The following is a 16,598-nucleotide window of genomic DNA, read 5'->3' on the forward strand; positions in this document are numbered from 1 at the left end:
GCTTCATGCGCGCACCACCTCGCCCTGGTCCGTGACCTCGACGTCGACCGCCTCGAGCGGCTCGGTCGCGGGCCCCTGGACGACCTGGCCCGTGGTGGCGTCGAAGCCGCTGCCGTGGCAGGGGCACCGGATCACGCCGCCGCTCACGCCGCCGACGAGGCATCCCTGGTGGGTGCACACCGCGTCGAAGCAGTGGACGGTCGTGCCGTCGCGGGTCAGCACCAGCTTCTCGTCGGGGAGCACGAGGCCGCCGCCGTCGGGCACGTCGTCGATCGATGCCAGCGGGCCGGAGCCCTTGCCCTTCCCCGAGCTGTCCTCGGTGCCCGGGTAGTCGTCGCTGCCGGAGTCGTCGCTCGTGGGTGCCGGCCCGAGCGCCACGAAGCCGAGGTAGCCCGCCGCTCCGGCCGCGAGCGCGACGCCGGTCCCCTCGAGGACCGAGCGGCGACTGACCTCAGACCCGGTCATGTCAGTAGCTCGCATACCCGGACTGCCCGAAGAACCAGAAGGCGGAGCTGAACCAGACGACCACCAGCACCCCGGCGAGCAGCCCGCCCAGCACCGGCACCGTGGCCGACGGGAGCCCGCGCAGTCGCAGCGCCAGCATCTTCGCCGCGAAGACGCCGTAGAAGACGCAGCCCGTGACGGAGTGCAGCAGCACTCGCGTCGAGCCGTCCTCGAACCCGAGCGACCACACGCAGTGGAAGACCACCGGCATCGTCAACAGGAACGCCGCGACGCCGGTCCAGCGATGCAGGCCCACCACCCAGCCGGGTGCGACGCTGACGCCGGGCAGCTTCCCCCACATCGCCAGGGCGGAGAGCACCTGGACGACGACGAGCGCGGTGGCCGCCGTGGTCAGCCACGCCTTCATCTGCAGCATCCCGCTGAACCCGAACGTAGTCAGCGCGGCTCCGTCGCCCGGGTGCACCTTCGCGTACGCCGCGAGCGCAGCCGCGACCGCCAGGGCGAGCGCGCCGAGCGCGGCCAGCCCCCACTGCGACGGCTGTCCGGCCGCATCCACCTCTGTGCCCACCCGTCGATCGTGCTCTCCGTGCAGGGTCGGGCGATAGCCCCAGCCCGTGCGAGGAGACGGCGCCTACCCGAACCTCGTCCACTGGCCTTCGGAGATCACCTCGACGGTCCCGTCGACGACCTGGATCGCCGTCTGCTCGTCGATGGCGTAGGCCGGGCCGTCGATGTCCGCGGCCCACCGCTCGGCGTGCGCCAGGGTGTTCGTCGGGAACGCCTCGAGGTGCGGGAAGATCGAGAAGTCGACCACCCCCAGCGTCCGGTCGTCGGGCGCAGACGCCCACTCGACGAAGTAGTCCCCGATCCGGGGCGTCATCACCATGCTCCCCGCGCTCACTCCCACCCACACCGTGTCGGGCAGCGTCGGCAGCAGGTCGGCCAGCCCGGACTCCCGCATCCAGTGGCTGAGGTACGTCGCGTCACCGCCGTCGACCAGGAGCACGTCGGCTTCCTTGACCCAGGGCACCCACCGGTCCGCGCCGATCGTGGGCAGCGCGGTGAGCTCGAGCACTCCGAGCGACGCCCAGCCCAGGCCGGAGAAGTACCGGAAGTCGGGATCCGCGGCCACCAGGCCCCGCACCGACTCCGGCCCGCACATCGGGTGACCCCACTGGGCGGTCGGGACGACCAGTGCACGGCACGCGTCGATCGGCTTGCCGAGAAGCTGCACGAGCGCCGAGCGGATGCTCGGGTTCGTGACGCCACCGGACGTGAGCAAGAGCTTCACGGTGCCTCCAGGTCCGGGCGTGACAGGGATGCTGGATCCTCCCGCAGGACGAGCCCGGACACGAGCCGGAAACCAGCGGTGCGCTCGATCCGCGGCGGGCACAGGCCGCCGTCACGACCCCGGGAGTCCGCCGAGCCGACCGGCGACGTCCACGGCCAGGGCGATCTGGTGCTCCAGCGCGGGCGCGCTTCCCCACCACGAGACCGAGGTGACGACGAGGCCCTCGCGGGTCACCTGCATCGACCACAGCTCGGCGGGCCGCACGCGTCCGTCGCCGTGGGCGGCGTCCGGCCAGTGCTCGACCCGGTGCCGGAGCTCGGCGTCCACGATCCCGTGCGGATCCGTGTAGGCGTACCGACCCTCGGCGAGCGTCGACGAGGGGCGTCCTGCGAGGCGGCCGAACCACGCGCCGACCTTGCCCAGGTCGGACTGTGGGCCGACCCGGTGCACGTCCAGGGTCGGCGACGCCGACGAGTGCACCGTCCGCAGCGCCGGGGCGACCCACCTGACGAACGACGTGGGGTCGTTCTCGCCTGTCGGCGTGCCGTCGTCGAGATCGCAGTACCAGCCCGGAGGCTCACCTGCGGGCTGGAGACGGGCCGTGTGGGCGCCCGTCCGGGTGACCAGCAGGCCGCGGGAGTGCGCCACGTCATCGACGAAGCCGTTCGCGGAGGCCGCCACCACGGCATCGTAGGTCGTGCCTCCCGAACGCTCGTCAGAGCGCTTCGTTCCGGCGGCGCTCAGTGGCCCCCGGCGTCGAACGCCGGTGCGAACCGCAGCTCGCCCCGCGGTGGAGGGCCGGAGAAGGTGATGTGCTGGACGACGGCCCGGTCCAGCTCGTGGTGCGACAGCTGGCCGTCGCCCGTGAAGCCCATACGGCCGTAGATGTTCGGGTCACCGATCAGCGCGCAGCCGCGCGCCTCGCGATCCCGCAGCCGGCGCAGACCCTCGGCCACGAGCGCCCGACCGATCCCCCGCCGTTGCCGGTCGAGCCGGACGGAGATCGGCCCGAGCCCGAACCAACCGTCGTGCGCCCCGTCGATCGTCACGGGCGAGAACGCGACGTGACCGATGACGTCGCCGTCGTCCTCCGCCACCAGCGAGAGCGTCAGGTCCCCGGTCGCCCGCAGGGCCCGGATGATCGGCGCCTCGGAACCATCGCTGAACCACTGCGGCTCGAAGGCCTCGATGGTCAGCCGATCGACGGCGTCGACATCGGCGGGACGTTCGGGTCGGATCAGCACCGTCGCCTCCGGCTCGCGGGGAGCGCCCAGCTCGGGCGCGCCTCGCAGCGTAGGGCCGGGTGGCGCGGAGCCGAAGCGGATATGCGCCGGCCCACTGAGCAGCAGAAGCGCCGGCACGAGGACGATGGAGCCGGCTGCGAGAGTCACCACGGACCACCCACCGACCACCAGGAGCATGGTCGAGGTCAGGGTGCCCACGGCGGCCGAGATCCACACGACGGCCTCCGCCATACCCTCGACGCCCGCGCGCTGCTCCTCGGGCAGCCCGACGGCCAGCGACGCACTCCCGCCGACGAAGCACAGGTTCCAGCCGTACCCGAGCACGAACAGACCCATCGCCTGGGGGACGAGGTCGCCGGATGCGGCAACGAGGGTCGAGGCGAGCAGCGTGGCGAGGCCGAGCGCCATCACGGGTCCGGGGCCCAGGCGGTCGACCAGGCGCCCCGTGACCGGCGACAGGACGAACATGCCGAGCGTGTGAGTCGCGAGGACGAGCCCGACGACGTCCAGACCGTGATGGTGCAGGTGCAGCTGGACCGGCACCGACGTCATCACGACGGCCATCACGACCTGCCCGGTGACCATCACGGCGAGGCCGTCGCGCCCCGCCCGGGACACCCAGATCGTCCGAAAGGGCGCTCCGGACCTGCTCGCGGGTCGTCGGGCCGTGCGCAGCCTGCTCACGGCCAGCGCGGCAAGCAGGCCCGCCGGCACGCTGAGCAGGAACGCACCGGAGAGTGCCGGCTGTCCGAGGGTGTGCGCGAGGCGCGCGGTCGGGAGCAGGAGCAGGGGGCCGCCCACGGCGCCGACGGTGCCGGCCCAGACGATCAGACCGATGGCGAACCCTCGGCGTCGCGTGGGCACGAGCTCGGCGGCCACGTACCGGGACAGCTGCGCGGCAGCGTTCCCCAGGCCGATCAGGAGCATGGCGACGACGAGCAGTCCGACGTGGCCGAGGGGCACGGCCACGGCTCCGGCCGCAGCGCCGAGCGCAGTCGCCAGATACCCGAGCCGCAGGGCCGTCGGGGTTCCGGAGCGGCGGGTGAGCGACGTGACCAGGAGTGCGCCGACCCCGGTTCCGACGACCGCCGCGGTGCCGGGCACCCCGCCCCAGGCCCGCCCCAGGACGTCGACCGCGACCAGTGCGGCGACCGTGCTGGTGGTCGCGATGACCGCGCTGCTCAGGGCGGCGCCGACGAACAGCGCCGACGTCGCCGGGGCGATGCGGGTGTGGAGGCCTGTCGTGCTCTGCACCATGCGATCGACGCTACGAAGGCCCGGCGGCCCGGTGAATGGCCGATTGCAGGTGTTGATGGTCCTTCGCCTGTCGATCACGAGGTGTTCCGGCGCTACGGTTTGTGGATGAGCAAACCGCTCGACGGCACCGACTGGCGCATCCTCTCCGAGCTCCAGGACGACGGCCGCTTGTCGTTCAACCAGCTCGGCCGGAAGGTCAACCTCTCGGCGCCCGCAGTCGCTGACCGGGTGCGCCGGCTGGAGGATGCCGGCGTGATCGCTGGCTACGAGGCCCGGATCGACCCGGCTCGCGCGGGCCTCCCGCTGACCGCGTTCATCAAGCTGCGGTGCTCACCCGGGCGCTGCCTGCTCAAGACGACCGCATCCGACGAGTTCCCCGAGGTCGTCGAGATCCACAAGCTCAGCGGCAGCTCGTGCACCCTCCTGCGGGTCCGCGCCGCATCGATGCCGCACCTGGAGGAGATCTTCGAGCGGATCGGGAGGCACGGCGAGATCGACACCCAGATCGTGCTCTCCACCCAGTACGAGGGCCGACCCGTCACCGAGCCGCCCGCGCACACCCGGTCCGCACAGCCGTCGCCGGGATGGAGCCGTGGGCTGCAGGCGGACGACGCCTGAGTCCGGTGTCCGGCTCCGACCTGCGGCTCGTGCGGCTGGTCCCCGGTCATGCAGCGAAGCCGCTCGGTCAAGGGTGAAGCACGTCGCGGCGTGTCTCGCCCTCGGAAGGACTAATCGCGGGCGACCGTGGGAACGCTTCCGCTAGCGTGTGGCGCGGCACTCGACGCGGCCCGCGGTCTTCGGGCCGGCAGCCATTGGGGGCAACGGTGACGGACGCGGCCAGCGTGACGGACGTCGAGCAGATCGGTGCGGACGCCGCCCGCCCGACGTTGCGGGGTCTCGGCCGTCGCCTGACGCAGCGTCGGACGGCCGGCAGGCAGCTCCGGCGGCTGACCCGATACGCAGGTACGCCGTTCGTCGTCGGGACCACGGCGGTCCACGTCCTCGCGGGCCTGGCGCCGGTCGTGTTCATGATCGGCACCGGCCTCGCACTGCAGCACCTCGAAGACGGCGGCGCCATGCCGTGGCTGGCGCTGGCGATCGGGGCGTTCCTCGGTCAGCAGCTGCTCGCTCCCGTCCAGCTGGTGCTCTCCAAGGCGGTCGCCCGGCGGGTCGACGCCGCATGCCTCACCCGCTTCACCGGCTTCGCGTTGGAACGCGCGGAGCTCGCGACCCTGGAGCGGCCCGAGGTCGCCGACCGGCTGAACCAGGCCGACGAGGCGTTCGAGCAGTGGACTCTGACCCCGGGGACGGCCGTCGAGGGCGCCCTCGCGCTCACCGCCAGATACACACAGCTCGTCGGAGCCGTCGTCCTGCTCGCCGTCGCGGCAGGCCCGTGGGCCGCGCTCGCCGGCGCCGTCGTCGCGCTGGTCGCTCGGGCCGGCCAGACGGAGGCGTTCTTCCGCTGGGGCCAGCTGATCCGCGGCTTCCAGCCGCTGCGCCGCCGCGCTACGTATGTCCGCGAGCTTGCGACGAGCACCCGCGCGGCGAAGGAGATCCGCACGCTCGGCCTGGTCGACTGGCTCGACGAGCGCTACACGGCCGAGAACCAGGCCGTGCTCCGACCGTTGTGGCGCTGGCGGCGACGCGTCTACGGCGTCCCGTTCGTCACGTACACCGTGATCGCACTGGTGGGGTCCGTCGTCGCGTTCGTCGTCATGGCGCAGTCGACGTCCAGTGGGCGCGTCGGCGCGGCGGCGGTCGCGGTGCAGGCCCTCGTGCTGTGCGCGCGGTTCGGCGTGATGTTCCCCGAGTCCGACGTCAAGCTCGTCTACGGCCGCAGTGCGTGGGAGGCCCTGCTCGAGTTCGAGGCGCTCGCGGAGCAGGATGCCGGACCTGACCTGGCGGAACCGTCCGCAGCCCGCACCACCCCCGCGGACGCGATCAGCATCCGGCAGGTCCGGTTCGGCTACCGACCCGACCGCCCCGTGCTCGACGGCCTCGACCTCGAGCTTCCCGTCGGGACGTCGACGGCTCTGGTGGGGGTGAACGGCGCCGGCAAGACGACGCTGGTGAAGCTCCTGACCGGCCTGTACCGGCCAGACGCCGGGACGGTCAGCGTGGACGGCGTCGACCTGCGCCGCCTCGACGTCCACGCCTGGCAGCGAGCGTTCGCGATCACGTTCCAGGACTTCCTGCGCTACGAGATGCCGCTGCGCGAGAACGTCGCCATGGGTGCGATCGAGCACCGGAACGACGACGCCGGTCTCGAGGCCGAGGTGCGCCGGGTCGGGCTCGGCGACCTGCTGGACGGCCTGCCCCTCGGCCTGGACACTCCCCTGACGCGCGGACTGCCCGGCGGTCGGGACCTGTCCGGGGGGCAATGGCAGCGGCTCGCTCTCGCCCGATCGTTGTTCGCTGTCCGCCACGGAGCGTCCGTGCTGGTGCTGGACGAGCCGACCGCGCAGCTCGACGCTCGCGGCGAGGCCGAGTTCTACGACCAGTTCCTCGACCTGACCCGCGGCGTCACGAGCCTCGTCATCTCGCACCGATTCTCCTCGGTGCGGAGGGCCGACCGCATCGTCGTGCTCGACGGCGGGCGGATCACCGAGGCGGGCAACCACGACGAGCTCGTCGGCCTCGGCGGCACGTACGCGGGGATGTTCGAGGTGCAGGCACGGCGCTTCGGAGAGGCACGGAGCGGACGGGCCGACGGCGCCACCGTGAACGTCGAGCAGGACGAGCGGGGGAGGGCGCAGTCATGAGGGACGTGATGTTCTGCCTCGGGCGACTCTTCGCGATCGGCTGGCGGCTCGACCGGCGCCGCCTGCTCGTCGGCGGCGGCCTCCTGCTCCTCGGCGCACTGGCCACGCCCCTCGTGGCCGTCGGCGCGGGTCGATTCGTCGACGCCGTCACGCTCGGCGCGGTCGGGGACGCCACGACCTGGGGCGTCGTCGTCGCCGTCGCGCTGACCGGCGAGCTCATGCTCGGGCACTTCGCGCACCTGTACTACTTCGAGCTCGCGGAGCTCACCGAGGAGCGGTTCAACCGCGAGCTGCTCCGGCTGGTCAACGGCCCCGAGGAGCTCAGTCACGCGGACGACCCGGCGTTCGCCGACCGCGTCGACCTGCTCCGCCAGGACGTCATGCAGCTGCGCTCGACCGTGCAGTTCGGGCTCCAGCTCGGTGCGGTGGGCGTGCAGCTGCTGCTCACCGCCCTCGTGCTCGGGGCGGTCTCGCCGTGGCTGCTGGCGCTGCCGGCCGCTGCCGTGGCGCCCGTGGTCCTCGGCCGCCGCGCCGAGGCGGGTCTGCAGGCGGCCCGCGAGCAGCAGGCACCGACGACGCGCGGCATCCGCTACCTACGCCGGTTGGCCGCGAACCCGGCCTCCCAGAAGGAGGTGCGACTCGCCGGAGGCGCCGACTTCCTGCTCGCGCGGCAGTCGGCGCTGCTCGACGAGTACGGCTCGGCGATGGCGAGGGCGGACCGACGCCACGCACTGCTGCGCGCCGCAGGGCAGCTGGTGTTCGGTCTGGGCTACGTCGCGGCGGTGCTCTGGGTGTACGAGCTCGCTCGCACCGGCCGGGTCTCCGCCGGCGCCGTGGTCGTCACCGTCACGCTCGCCACGCAGCTCGGATCGCAGGTGTCGTCGGGGATCGAGCTCCTGGGTTCCGTGCACCGCGCCGCGGCCGGCCTACGCCGCTTCGTCGCGTTCGACGAGGAGGTCGCGCGAACCACCGCCCCCGTGCGCTCCGGTCAGATCCCGGCTCACACAGTCGACGGAATCCGGCTCGAGGGGGTGGTGTTCCGGTACCCCGGGTCCGACGAGGACGCGCTGCGCACCCTCGACCTGCACCTGCCCGCGGGGGTCTCGGTGGCACTCGTCGGTGAGAACGGCGCCGGCAAGAGCACGCTGCTCAAGCTGCTCACCGGCCTCTACCGGCCCTCCGCCGGTCGCATCCTCGTCGAGGGCGTCGACCTGCAGGAGGTCGCCCCGGCAGCCTGGCGTGCTCGCACGGCAGCGCTGTTCCAGGACTTCGCCCGGGTCGAGCTGTCGCTGCAGCACAGCGTCGGCATCGGCCGGCTGACGCAGGTGGACTCCCCCGACGCCGTCACCACGGCGGCGAGCCGCGCCGGCGCGGGGGCAACCGTCGAACGCGTCGGCCTCGACGGAGTGCTCGGGCTCGGGTACGCCGACGGCGAGGACCTGTCGGGCGGCCAGTGGCAGTCCGTCGGGTTCGCGCGCACCCTCATGCGCACCGACCCCCTGCTGCTCACTCTCGACGAGCCCGCCGCGGCCCTCGACGCGCTCGCCGAGCAGCGTCTCGTGGACGCCTATCAGTCGACCGCGGCCGAGGTGGCCGCGACCGTCGGCGGGGTGACGATCTTCGTCACGCACCGCATGTCGACCGTGCGGCTCGCCGACCGGATCGTGGTGCTCGACGGCGGCCGTGTCGTCGAGCAGGGCAGCCATTCCGAGCTGTTGGCCGCAGGCGGCCCGTACGCACGGCTCTGGGCGCTGCAGGCCCGGGCCTACGCCGACTGACCGGGAGTGCCGACGGACCCAGGGCGGTCCTGGCCTCGTCGTCAACGCACACGCAGCACCTGGCCCAGCCGCTCGCGGCGGCGGGCGGAGGACTCGACCGCCACCACCACCAGAACGGTCGCCCCCAGGAGCACGACCGGCACCACCGCCCACCACGGCAGCACCACCCCCGGATCGGTCGCCTGCCCGGTCACGAGCCGCAGCGCGAGCGGGGAGACGAGCGCGCCGACGAGGACCAGGCCGAGCAGCACGCCGCCCGCCGCGGCCACCAGGGTCGACGGAAGCAGCTCTCCAGCGGCGACCCGGGCCGTGGCCCGTGGGCGAAGTCCGAGCACGCGAGCTGTCGCGAGTGACGTGGCGCGACCTGGGGCGGATGCGGCGGCGCCCAGCACGACGACGAGGATGGCGTACCCGGCGGAGAGGGCAGCGACCAGCGCGACGAGCATCAGGAGCCCGCCGATCAGCGGGTCGGACCGCCGATCCGCGAGCCACTGCGCGCGGGACAGCACGGTCACGCCCGCCGCAGGGGCAGCCGCACGCGCCACCGCGGAGGCGTTCGGGCCGACAGCCCATACGGTGTCCAGGCCCACCACCTCCGCCTCGACCGACGCAGCGCCCGTCTGCTCGGCTCGTCGGACGGCTGCCTCGAGGACGGCGGACAACGCTGCACGGTCCACCACGACGGTCGGGCCGGCCGGCGTCCCGTCGGGTTCCTGCTCCTGCAGTGCGGGCACCTGAGCCACGGGTTGGAGGTCGACAGTCACGTTCCCCCAGCGCACGGACGGCCGGGTGCCGAGCAGGGCGGCCGGGACCAGCGCCGGCACCAGACCGGGTGTGGCGCGGGTCGTCGCGTCACCGGACGCGTCCGCCAGAGTCGCGAACGCAGGGTCGGCCCCGAACGGCGTGCGAGCGAGCAGCTCCCCGTACGGCACCGGATCGACGGCGAGCACCCGCACCGCGTCGACACCGTGCACGCCGAAGAGCTGGCTGCGGGCCCGCACCCTGCCGACCGCGACCGCGTCGACACCGTCGGCGCCGGCCAACCGGTCCGCGACGTCCTGGAGGGACGCGTCGGGCAAGGTCGTGCGCACCACGACGTCGGCGCCGACCCGGTCCCACGAGCCGCCCACCTGACCGGCGCGCGCCGTGCCGGCGAGCGCACCGCACAGCGCGACGAGCGTCGTGACCACGACGAGGGCGACGAACGGCAGCACAGCCCGGGTGGAGCCGGCTCGTGCCACGGCGAGCAGCGGTCCGGCCCTGCGGGACGTGCGCGCGACGCGCAGCGCTCCGCCGAGCAGCAGGGGGACGGCGCGCCACAGCAGCAGGGCGACCGCCGCCGCCACCAGCACAGGGGCGGCCGCGAGCAGCAGGTCTGCGGGACCCGACATCGACACGACGCCGCGTCGACGGAGGGAGACCAGGGCTGCGAGGGCGAGCACGATCAGCGCAGCCTCGAGCGACGCCCGCCGCACAGTGCGGACGCGCTGCGCGAGCCGGCGGCGGTGCCGGTCGGTCGGGACGCGGCGGACATCGCTGCGCGCTGCGGTCACCGTCGCGAACGCCGGCGGCGCCAGGACCGCCACGGTCACCATGAGGACCACCCAGGGCCAGGCCACGGAGCCAGGTGCCGCGAGCTGGCCGAGCGCCAGGCCGGCCGTGACTCCCACGCCGACCACCACGGCCGCCTCGATCCCCGCTCGCCACGCGACGCCCGACAGGGAGGCGCCACGGGCACGCTGGGTGCGGAGCGCCGCCGACCGACGGCGCGCCAAGAGGTCCGCAGCGACCAGGAGCACGAGGACGGCGCCGAGGGCCAGCCCGACGAGCACGACCATCGCCTGCGACCAGGTCGCCGCCACCCGTGCGCGCGCCTGCGTCAGCACGAGGTCGAGACGCGATGTCACCGTTGCCGCGGGCCCGGGAGCCAGCACCAGATCCGGCGACGCCTCCAGAGCGGCGATCTGTGTGGCCAGCGCGCCGGAGCTGCCGTAGTCCAGCGCCTGCGGATCCACGGGGAATCGGAAGGTCCGGGTCACCCCGTCCGGCTCGAGCGCGACGCGGGCCGCGGGGAGCGAGGCGGCGGACAGCAGCCCTCCCACGACGGTCGTCGGCGCGTTGGTCTGCCCGACCACCCGCGGCCGCAGGACCTCCGGCCGCGCCGCCCACACAGGGTCCCGCGGGTCCTCCGCCTCGAACACGCCCGTGACCAGCACCGGCAGAGCCGAGTGGTCGGGCTTCGTGGCCCGGAAGGTGTCACCCGCTCCGACGCCCAGCACGCGAGCCACGGCGTCGGAGAGGGCGATCTGCACGGCACCGTCGGGCCCCGGGCGGCCGGGTGCGCTCCCCGCGACCCATCGGACGGCGGGCTCCCGTCCCGCCCACAGGTAGGTCATCCACAGGACGCCACCGGTCGGCATCCCGGGGGTGCTGAGTGACAGGTCCGTGCTCGTGGCCGAGGCGACCGGAGGCCCGAGCACAGGCTGGAGCGACGGCGGCAGGACGCTGTCGATCCCGAGCGCCGCACCGTCGACCCCGGCCCTCGTGTCCCTGGCATCGGCGGTCGGGTCCGACGCGCCGGGACCGTACGTGCTGGTGATGACGAAGTCCGCGGGCGGATCTGCATGCGCGACGGCCGCCCGGACCGCCACGTCGGCGCGGTGGCTCAGGAGCCGCGGGACGGCGTCGGTGACGCCGACCGTGAGCGCCACGACGAGTGCGGTGACGACCAGCGGCCACAGGTCGGCGCGGGCCCGTCGCCACGCGGCCCTCACGTGCCCGGCTCCATCCGCAGCCGCGCGACCGTCGATCGACGCACCGCGCGTGCGGAGAGGGGCACGACCAGCGCGGCGCACCCGGCCAGCAGGACGACGAGCGTCGCCACCTGGACCGCCCACGGCCAGAGCACGACGGCGGCCGGTACGGGCGGGAGTCCCTGTGCGGAGAGCGCCAGCAGCGGGCCGACCGCCCAGCAGGCGAGGGCACCCAGCAGCCCGCCGACGAGCACGGGCACCCCGACGAGGACGGCCTGCTCGGCGAGCACGGACCGGAGCACCGAGCGCCGCGGCACGCCCAGGCCGCGCAGGCGGGCCACGTCGACCTCGCGCGCCTCGAGCGCGGTCGTGGTGTGCAAGGCGGTCCCGACGAGCGCGAGGACGAGGGCGGCGACGACCAGGAGCGCGGCCGCCGCCCGCTGTGCGGCGCGCAGGGGACCGGCGACGCTCTCCTGCGCGACGGCCTCGCGATCGGTCACCGGCCCGATGCCCTGGGCCCGCAGCGTGGCCGCGGCATCGGGTGGCATGTCGCCACCGACCCACCACGCGTCGGTCAGGGTGTCGAGGTTGCCCTGACTGAGGGCCGCGCGCGACAGCGTGTCCACGTCGGCGAGCAGCGCCGCCGACCGTGGTTGCGAGGGGACGTACGCGGTGATGCCGACGACCTTCGCAGGCACGGGGGTCAGGCCGAGCGCGAGCTGCACCCCGTCGCCGACCGTGAGCCCGAGCTGGTCCGCCAGCCGCTTCGAGACCACCACCGGCACGTCGTCGACGGGGGGGAACGCGAGCGCGCCGAGGGTGCCCTCGGCCCAGTACAGCCCGGGCAGGTAGGCCGTGCCCTGCAGCGTCAGCCGCGCACCGCCGGACACCTCGGTGGCCTCGATGTCGGTCAACGCAGCCACGACGTAGTCGCTGGTCGGCGGGTGCGCTGGTGACCATGTCCCGGGCACGAGGGCTGCGCCCGGCATCTGCACGTCGATGTCGAACGCGGCTGAGCTCTCCTGGTCGGGGTCGGCCACGTCGCCGACGCCCGTGAGCCGGGTGTCGACAGCCACCACCCGGACGCCCGGCGGCACGGCCACGGCGAGGTCGTGCGGGGTGCCGTCCAGCGCCACCGCCCCCGCGGGCACGGCAGCGCGCGCGCCGTCGTCGTCCTGGACGACCAGGGTGAGGTCAGCCGTGATCTGGACGTCGTCGGCCACGTGCCCGGTGACGACCAGGTCGGCGCTCGTTCCGGGCAGCTGCACCCCCCCGACCGGCTCCGCCGGCGCCAGCCCCGACGTGACCTCGGCCCAGCCACCGGTCGGCACCCGGCCGCGCAGCAGGCCGTCGGCGTCCCTCGTGTCGACGGCAACCAGGCGTACGGCCTGGTCGCCGGCCTGTGCACGCGACCCGAGCGTGACGGCTCGGCTGGTGACGGGGCTCACCCGTCCGCTGGTCGCTGCACGCAGGGCCGCGCCCGCTCCGAGCGCATCCAGCTGTGCGGGCACGGACAGGTCGGTGCCGACGCTGGCCGCCGCCTGATCGTGCTGGGACTGCGCCCATGTCGCGGCGAAGCCGACGCCGAAGGTCGCGCACGCCGTCGCGAGCACGAGAAGGAACGCCGCCGCGGCTCCCTGCGGGCGACGTGCCACCCCCCAGGCGGCGAGGGGCAGGGTCAGCGAACGGGCCGAACCGGCGCGTGCGTCGGCGCGGCGGGCGAGAAGCGGCAGCGGGCGCAGGAGGAGGGCCGCGCCGGCGATCATGCACAGCACGGGGGCGACGACGAGAACCGGGTCGGCCGTGACCCCGCTCGCGACCCGGTGGGCACGCAGCTGGAGGTAGGCGACCACCGCGAGGACGAGGAGCAGCAGGTCGGCGCCGGACCGGGCCACCACGCCGGCACGCTCCTCGCGGGTGCCGCGATCCGTCCCGGTGCGCAGCCAGGGCAGCACGAGGAGGCCGCCGAGTGCGACCGTGACCGCGGTGACGGCTCCGACGAGCGGACCGAGGCCACCCTCGGGGATGCCCGTCGGATCGAGGCCGACCGCATCCGCCAGAACGAGGTACAGCGCGAGCGCCAGCGCCGTAGCCGGGACGATCGCCACGACGGCGAGCGCGGCGGCCTCCGCGGCGGCCTGGGCGACGAGGCGACCTCGGCCCACCCCTCGGGCGCCGATCAGCGCCGCCTCGGCCGCACGCCGGCCCGCGACGAGGCGGGCGGCAAGCACCACCGTCGTCACCGCGAGGGCGGCGCCCAGCAGGGCGACCGCGAGCACGCCGGAGCCGGTGATCCTGCCCTGCTCGCGGGCAGCGTGGATCGTGCGCGCGAACGGCAGGTCCACCACGACGTTCTGCGTGCGGTCGCCCAGCGCGCTGTCCAGCTCGGACGTGAGTGCGTCGACACCCGCTCCGGCCGAGACCAGGTCGGTGGCGTCCGCGCCGGAGAGATCGGGGTCGAGGCGCACGGTGACCCGGCGCAACGGGATCTGGCCCGCGGCAAGTCCACCCGGCGCGACGACGAACGGACCGTAGGCCGTGATGTATCCGCGGTAGTTCGGGCTGACCCCCGTGCCGCCCAGCGGGTCTTCGTCCCACGCGGTGGAGGGTCGTGGCACGAACGTGCCGACGACCGTCCACGGGGCGCCGGAACCACCCGGGTCGGCGGCGAGGGTGGTCGAGCTCCCGACGTCGAGGCTGAGCGCCCGTGCCGCCGACGTGGGCAGAGCGACCTCGCCCGGTGCCGCGGGCCACCTCCCCGCCGCGAGCGTCCCGCGCATGGCGGGATCGTCCAGGTCGGCGAGGTAGGCGATGCGCAACGGCTGTCCGTCGGGCGGCAGATACTGCATGACTGTCGACGTCCACGCCGTCTGGGTCGTCGGGAGATCGCCGAACGGACTTCTCAAGAGTGCCGATGCCTTGGCGACGGCCTCCGAGGCGTCGCGTGCGGTCGCGGCGACGCGTTCGTCCACGCCCGCGTCGTCGGGGTCCTCGGGGAAGCCCAGCGCGACGCTCACCTCGACGTCCCGAGCGGGCGCGCCCACCATCGTCAGCTGGAGGGCCCGCTGCGGGGACGCCGTCACGAGCAGCACGCACACCCCGACCAACGCGGACCCGGCAACCATGACGGCCAGCACCGCCGCCAGCACCGCCACCTGGGCGCGCGCTCGCTGCCACACCAGCTCACCCACGCGCGGCTGCTTCGACGAGCCGACCGTCCACCAGGTGCACGGCGCGGTCCGCGAGCGCGATCATCACCGGGTCGTGCGTGGCGACCAGCGCCGTCATCCCGTCCGCCTCGACGACACCGCGGATCAGCGCCATCACGGACAGTCCGGTCTCGCTGTCCAGCTGTCCGGTGGGCTCGTCGGCGACCAGGAGCCGGGGCGAGCCGGCCAGAGCCCTCGCGATGGCGACCCGCTGCTGCTGACCACCGGACAGCTCGTCGGGCCGCTGCAGCGCGTGGGGGGCGAGCCCGACCAGCTCGAGGAGCATCTCGACCCGGCGCTCGCGCTCTGGCACGGGCGTCTCGCGCAGCCGCATCGGCACACCGACGTTCTCGGCCGCCGTCAGCACAGGTATCAGGCCGAAGGTCTGGAAGACGAACGCGACCCGGTCGCGACGGAGCATGGCCTGCTCGTCCTCGCTGAGCGCGCCCACATCGATGCCGTCGACGAGCACGCTGCCCTCGTCCGGACGGTCGAGGCCTCCGACGATGTTGAGCAACGTCGTCTTGCCCGACCCGGAACGCCCGACGAGCGCCACGAGCTCCCCCGGGGCCACGTCGAGGTCGACGCCTCGCAAGGCGTGCACCGCAGAGCGACCGCCACCGAAGGTGCGGTGCACGTCCCGAACCTGCACCGCCGCGCCCAGCCCCGCGCTCACCGGGAGCTGCCGTCGGGCCAGACAGCCAGGTGGTCGGCCTCCAGCGCCAGGCGCACACGACGGGTCAGCGCGAGCGCTTCGCGGTACTCGCGCGGCACCTGCAACCGCCCCGCCCGGTCCATCACCGCGTACTCCTCGTGCGTGACCTCGCCGCCGGCGTCATCCCGGCGCAGCACCTCGCTGCTCGTCCGTCCGTCCCTGATCGCGACGGTCCGCTCCACCAGCCCCCTGACCGCCGAGTCGTGCGTGACCACGACCACGGTGGTGCCGGACTCGCGGTTCGCGGTGCGCAACGCGTCGAAGACCTCGCGCGCCGTCGCGGTGTCGAGCTCGCCGGTGGGTTCGTCGGCCAGCAGCAGCTGCGGCTCGTTGGCCAGTGCGGTCGCGATCGCGACGCGCTGCTGCTCGCCGCCGGACATCTCCTGCGGCCGCCGGTCGGCAACGTGCCCGACGCCGACGAGCTCGAGCAGCTCGTCGGCCCGCGCCGACCGGTGCCGGCGCGACCCTGTCATCGGCATCGCGACGTTCTGCCGGCCGGTCAGGTACGGCAGCAGGTTGCGCGAGGTCTGCTGCCACACGAACCCGACCATGTGCCGGCGGTAGGCGACCCGGTCCCGTGCGTGCATCGCCATCAGGTCCCAGCGCCCCACCCGCACCCGGCCCGCGGTCGGTGCGTCCGTGCCGGACAGCACCGAGAGCAGCGTGGACTTGCCCGACCCGCTGGCTCCGACGACCGCCACCATCTCGCCCTCGTCGACCAGCAGGTCGAGCCCTTGCAGGGCCTGCACCTCGACGGTGCCCGACTGGTAGATCCGCACGAGGTTCTCGCAGACGACGAGTGCGTCGTGGCCGAACTGCGCCGAGGGCGCGACACCTCCGCCCATCGCCTCGAGCGTGCTCTCGGACACCAGCGGCTCCCTCCGTCGGGCGACCTTCCACCCGCAGGCTAAGCCGTCGTCCAGCACATCACTCTTCTCCGTCCCCTCGCCGCGCGGCGAGGGGCGGTTCGCGCCCGCATTCGACTCTGCGGGTCAGTGAGTGCCCCTCGACCTCGTGCGGTCAAGAGCAGGTCCGAGACCCGCTCGCGCAGCTGACGGGCGACCTCGTCAAGGCTCGGGGACCGAGTCCTGAACGCCGCGCGGTGCGCCAAGTCTTCTCGCTCA

The 16,598-nt window shown here is 74.0% G+C and carries 12 protein-coding genes; 3 read left to right on the top strand and 9 right to left on the bottom strand.

Features of this window, described 5'->3' with window-relative positions:
• Nucleotides 1-3: 3 nt before the first annotated feature.
• The 5 genes from AC1DUE_RS01690 to AC1DUE_RS01710 form a co-directional block, all read right to left on the bottom strand.
• Nucleotides 4-465, bottom strand: coding sequence for a Rieske (2Fe-2S) protein (locus AC1DUE_RS01690; RefSeq protein ID WP_477037645.1), 462 nt, complete (start codon nt 463-465; stop codon nt 4-6).
• Nucleotide 466: 1 nt separating this feature from the next.
• Nucleotides 467-1,033: a DUF6529 family protein gene (locus AC1DUE_RS01695; RefSeq protein ID WP_477037646.1), complete on the bottom strand. Its 567-nt coding sequence runs from the start codon at nt 1,031-1,033 to the stop codon at nt 467-469.
• Nucleotides 1,034-1,096: 63 nt separating this feature from the next.
• Nucleotides 1,097-1,756 (bottom strand): Type 1 glutamine amidotransferase-like domain-containing protein, encoded by a 660-nt coding sequence (locus AC1DUE_RS01700; RefSeq protein ID WP_477037647.1) that lies wholly within the window; start codon nt 1,754-1,756, stop codon nt 1,097-1,099.
• A 111-nt stretch (nt 1,757-1,867) separates the two neighbouring features.
• A complete protein-coding gene (locus AC1DUE_RS01705; RefSeq protein WP_477037648.1) occupies nt 1,868-2,437 on the bottom strand; it encodes a hypothetical protein in 570 nt (189 codons plus the stop codon).
• Nucleotides 2,438-2,496: 59 nt separating this feature from the next.
• Nucleotides 2,497-4,257, bottom strand: coding sequence for an MFS transporter (locus tag AC1DUE_RS01710; protein ID WP_477037649.1), 1,761 nt, complete (start codon nt 4,255-4,257; stop codon nt 2,497-2,499).
• A 105-nt stretch (nt 4,258-4,362) separates the two neighbouring features.
• On the opposite strand from AC1DUE_RS01710, the gene AC1DUE_RS01715 reads away from it, so the two are divergent.
• From AC1DUE_RS01715 to AC1DUE_RS01725, 3 genes are all read left to right on the top strand, one after another.
• The gene (locus AC1DUE_RS01715; RefSeq protein ID WP_477037650.1) at nt 4,363-4,875 is read left to right on the top strand and encodes an Lrp/AsnC family transcriptional regulator; all 513 of its coding nucleotides are present in this window, start codon (nt 4,363-4,365) and stop codon (nt 4,873-4,875) included.
• Between the two features lie 224 nt (nt 4,876-5,099).
• Nucleotides 5,100-7,019: an ATP-binding cassette domain-containing protein gene (locus AC1DUE_RS01720; RefSeq protein WP_477037651.1), complete on the top strand. Its 1,920-nt coding sequence runs from the start codon at nt 5,100-5,102 to the stop codon at nt 7,017-7,019.
• Complete coding sequence (locus AC1DUE_RS01725) at nt 7,016-8,797, top strand: ABC transporter ATP-binding protein (RefSeq protein ID WP_477037652.1); 1,782 nt, start codon at nt 7,016-7,018, stop codon at nt 8,795-8,797. Before AC1DUE_RS01720 ends, AC1DUE_RS01725 begins: the two co-directional genes overlap by 4 nt.
• 41 nt (nt 8,798-8,838) lie before the next feature.
• Here AC1DUE_RS01725 and AC1DUE_RS01730 read toward each other — a convergent pair whose 3' ends face one another.
• The 4 genes from AC1DUE_RS01730 to AC1DUE_RS01745 are packed head-to-tail and all read right to left on the bottom strand — an operon-like array spanning nt 8,839 to nt 16,319.
• The gene (locus AC1DUE_RS01730) at nt 8,839-11,571 is read right to left on the bottom strand and encodes an FtsX-like permease family protein (protein ID WP_477037653.1); all 2,733 of its coding nucleotides are present in this window, start codon (nt 11,569-11,571) and stop codon (nt 8,839-8,841) included.
• On the bottom strand, nt 11,568-14,741 hold the full coding sequence (locus AC1DUE_RS01735; RefSeq protein ID WP_477037654.1) for an FtsX-like permease family protein: 3,174 nt from the start codon (nt 14,739-14,741) through the stop codon (nt 11,568-11,570). Before AC1DUE_RS01735 ends, AC1DUE_RS01730 begins: the two co-directional genes overlap by 4 nt.
• The gene (locus AC1DUE_RS01740) at nt 14,734-15,435 is read right to left on the bottom strand and encodes an ABC transporter ATP-binding protein (protein WP_477037655.1); all 702 of its coding nucleotides are present in this window, start codon (nt 15,433-15,435) and stop codon (nt 14,734-14,736) included. Before AC1DUE_RS01740 ends, AC1DUE_RS01735 begins: the two co-directional genes overlap by 8 nt.
• A complete protein-coding gene (locus AC1DUE_RS01745; protein ID WP_477037866.1) occupies nt 15,432-16,319 on the bottom strand; it encodes an ATP-binding cassette domain-containing protein in 888 nt (295 codons plus the stop codon). The genes AC1DUE_RS01740 and AC1DUE_RS01745 overlap by 4 nt, the downstream gene beginning before the upstream one ends.
• Nucleotides 16,320-16,598: the final 279 nt, after the last annotated feature.

This window comes from Cellulomonas sp. P4_A2 (assembly GCF_056402515.1).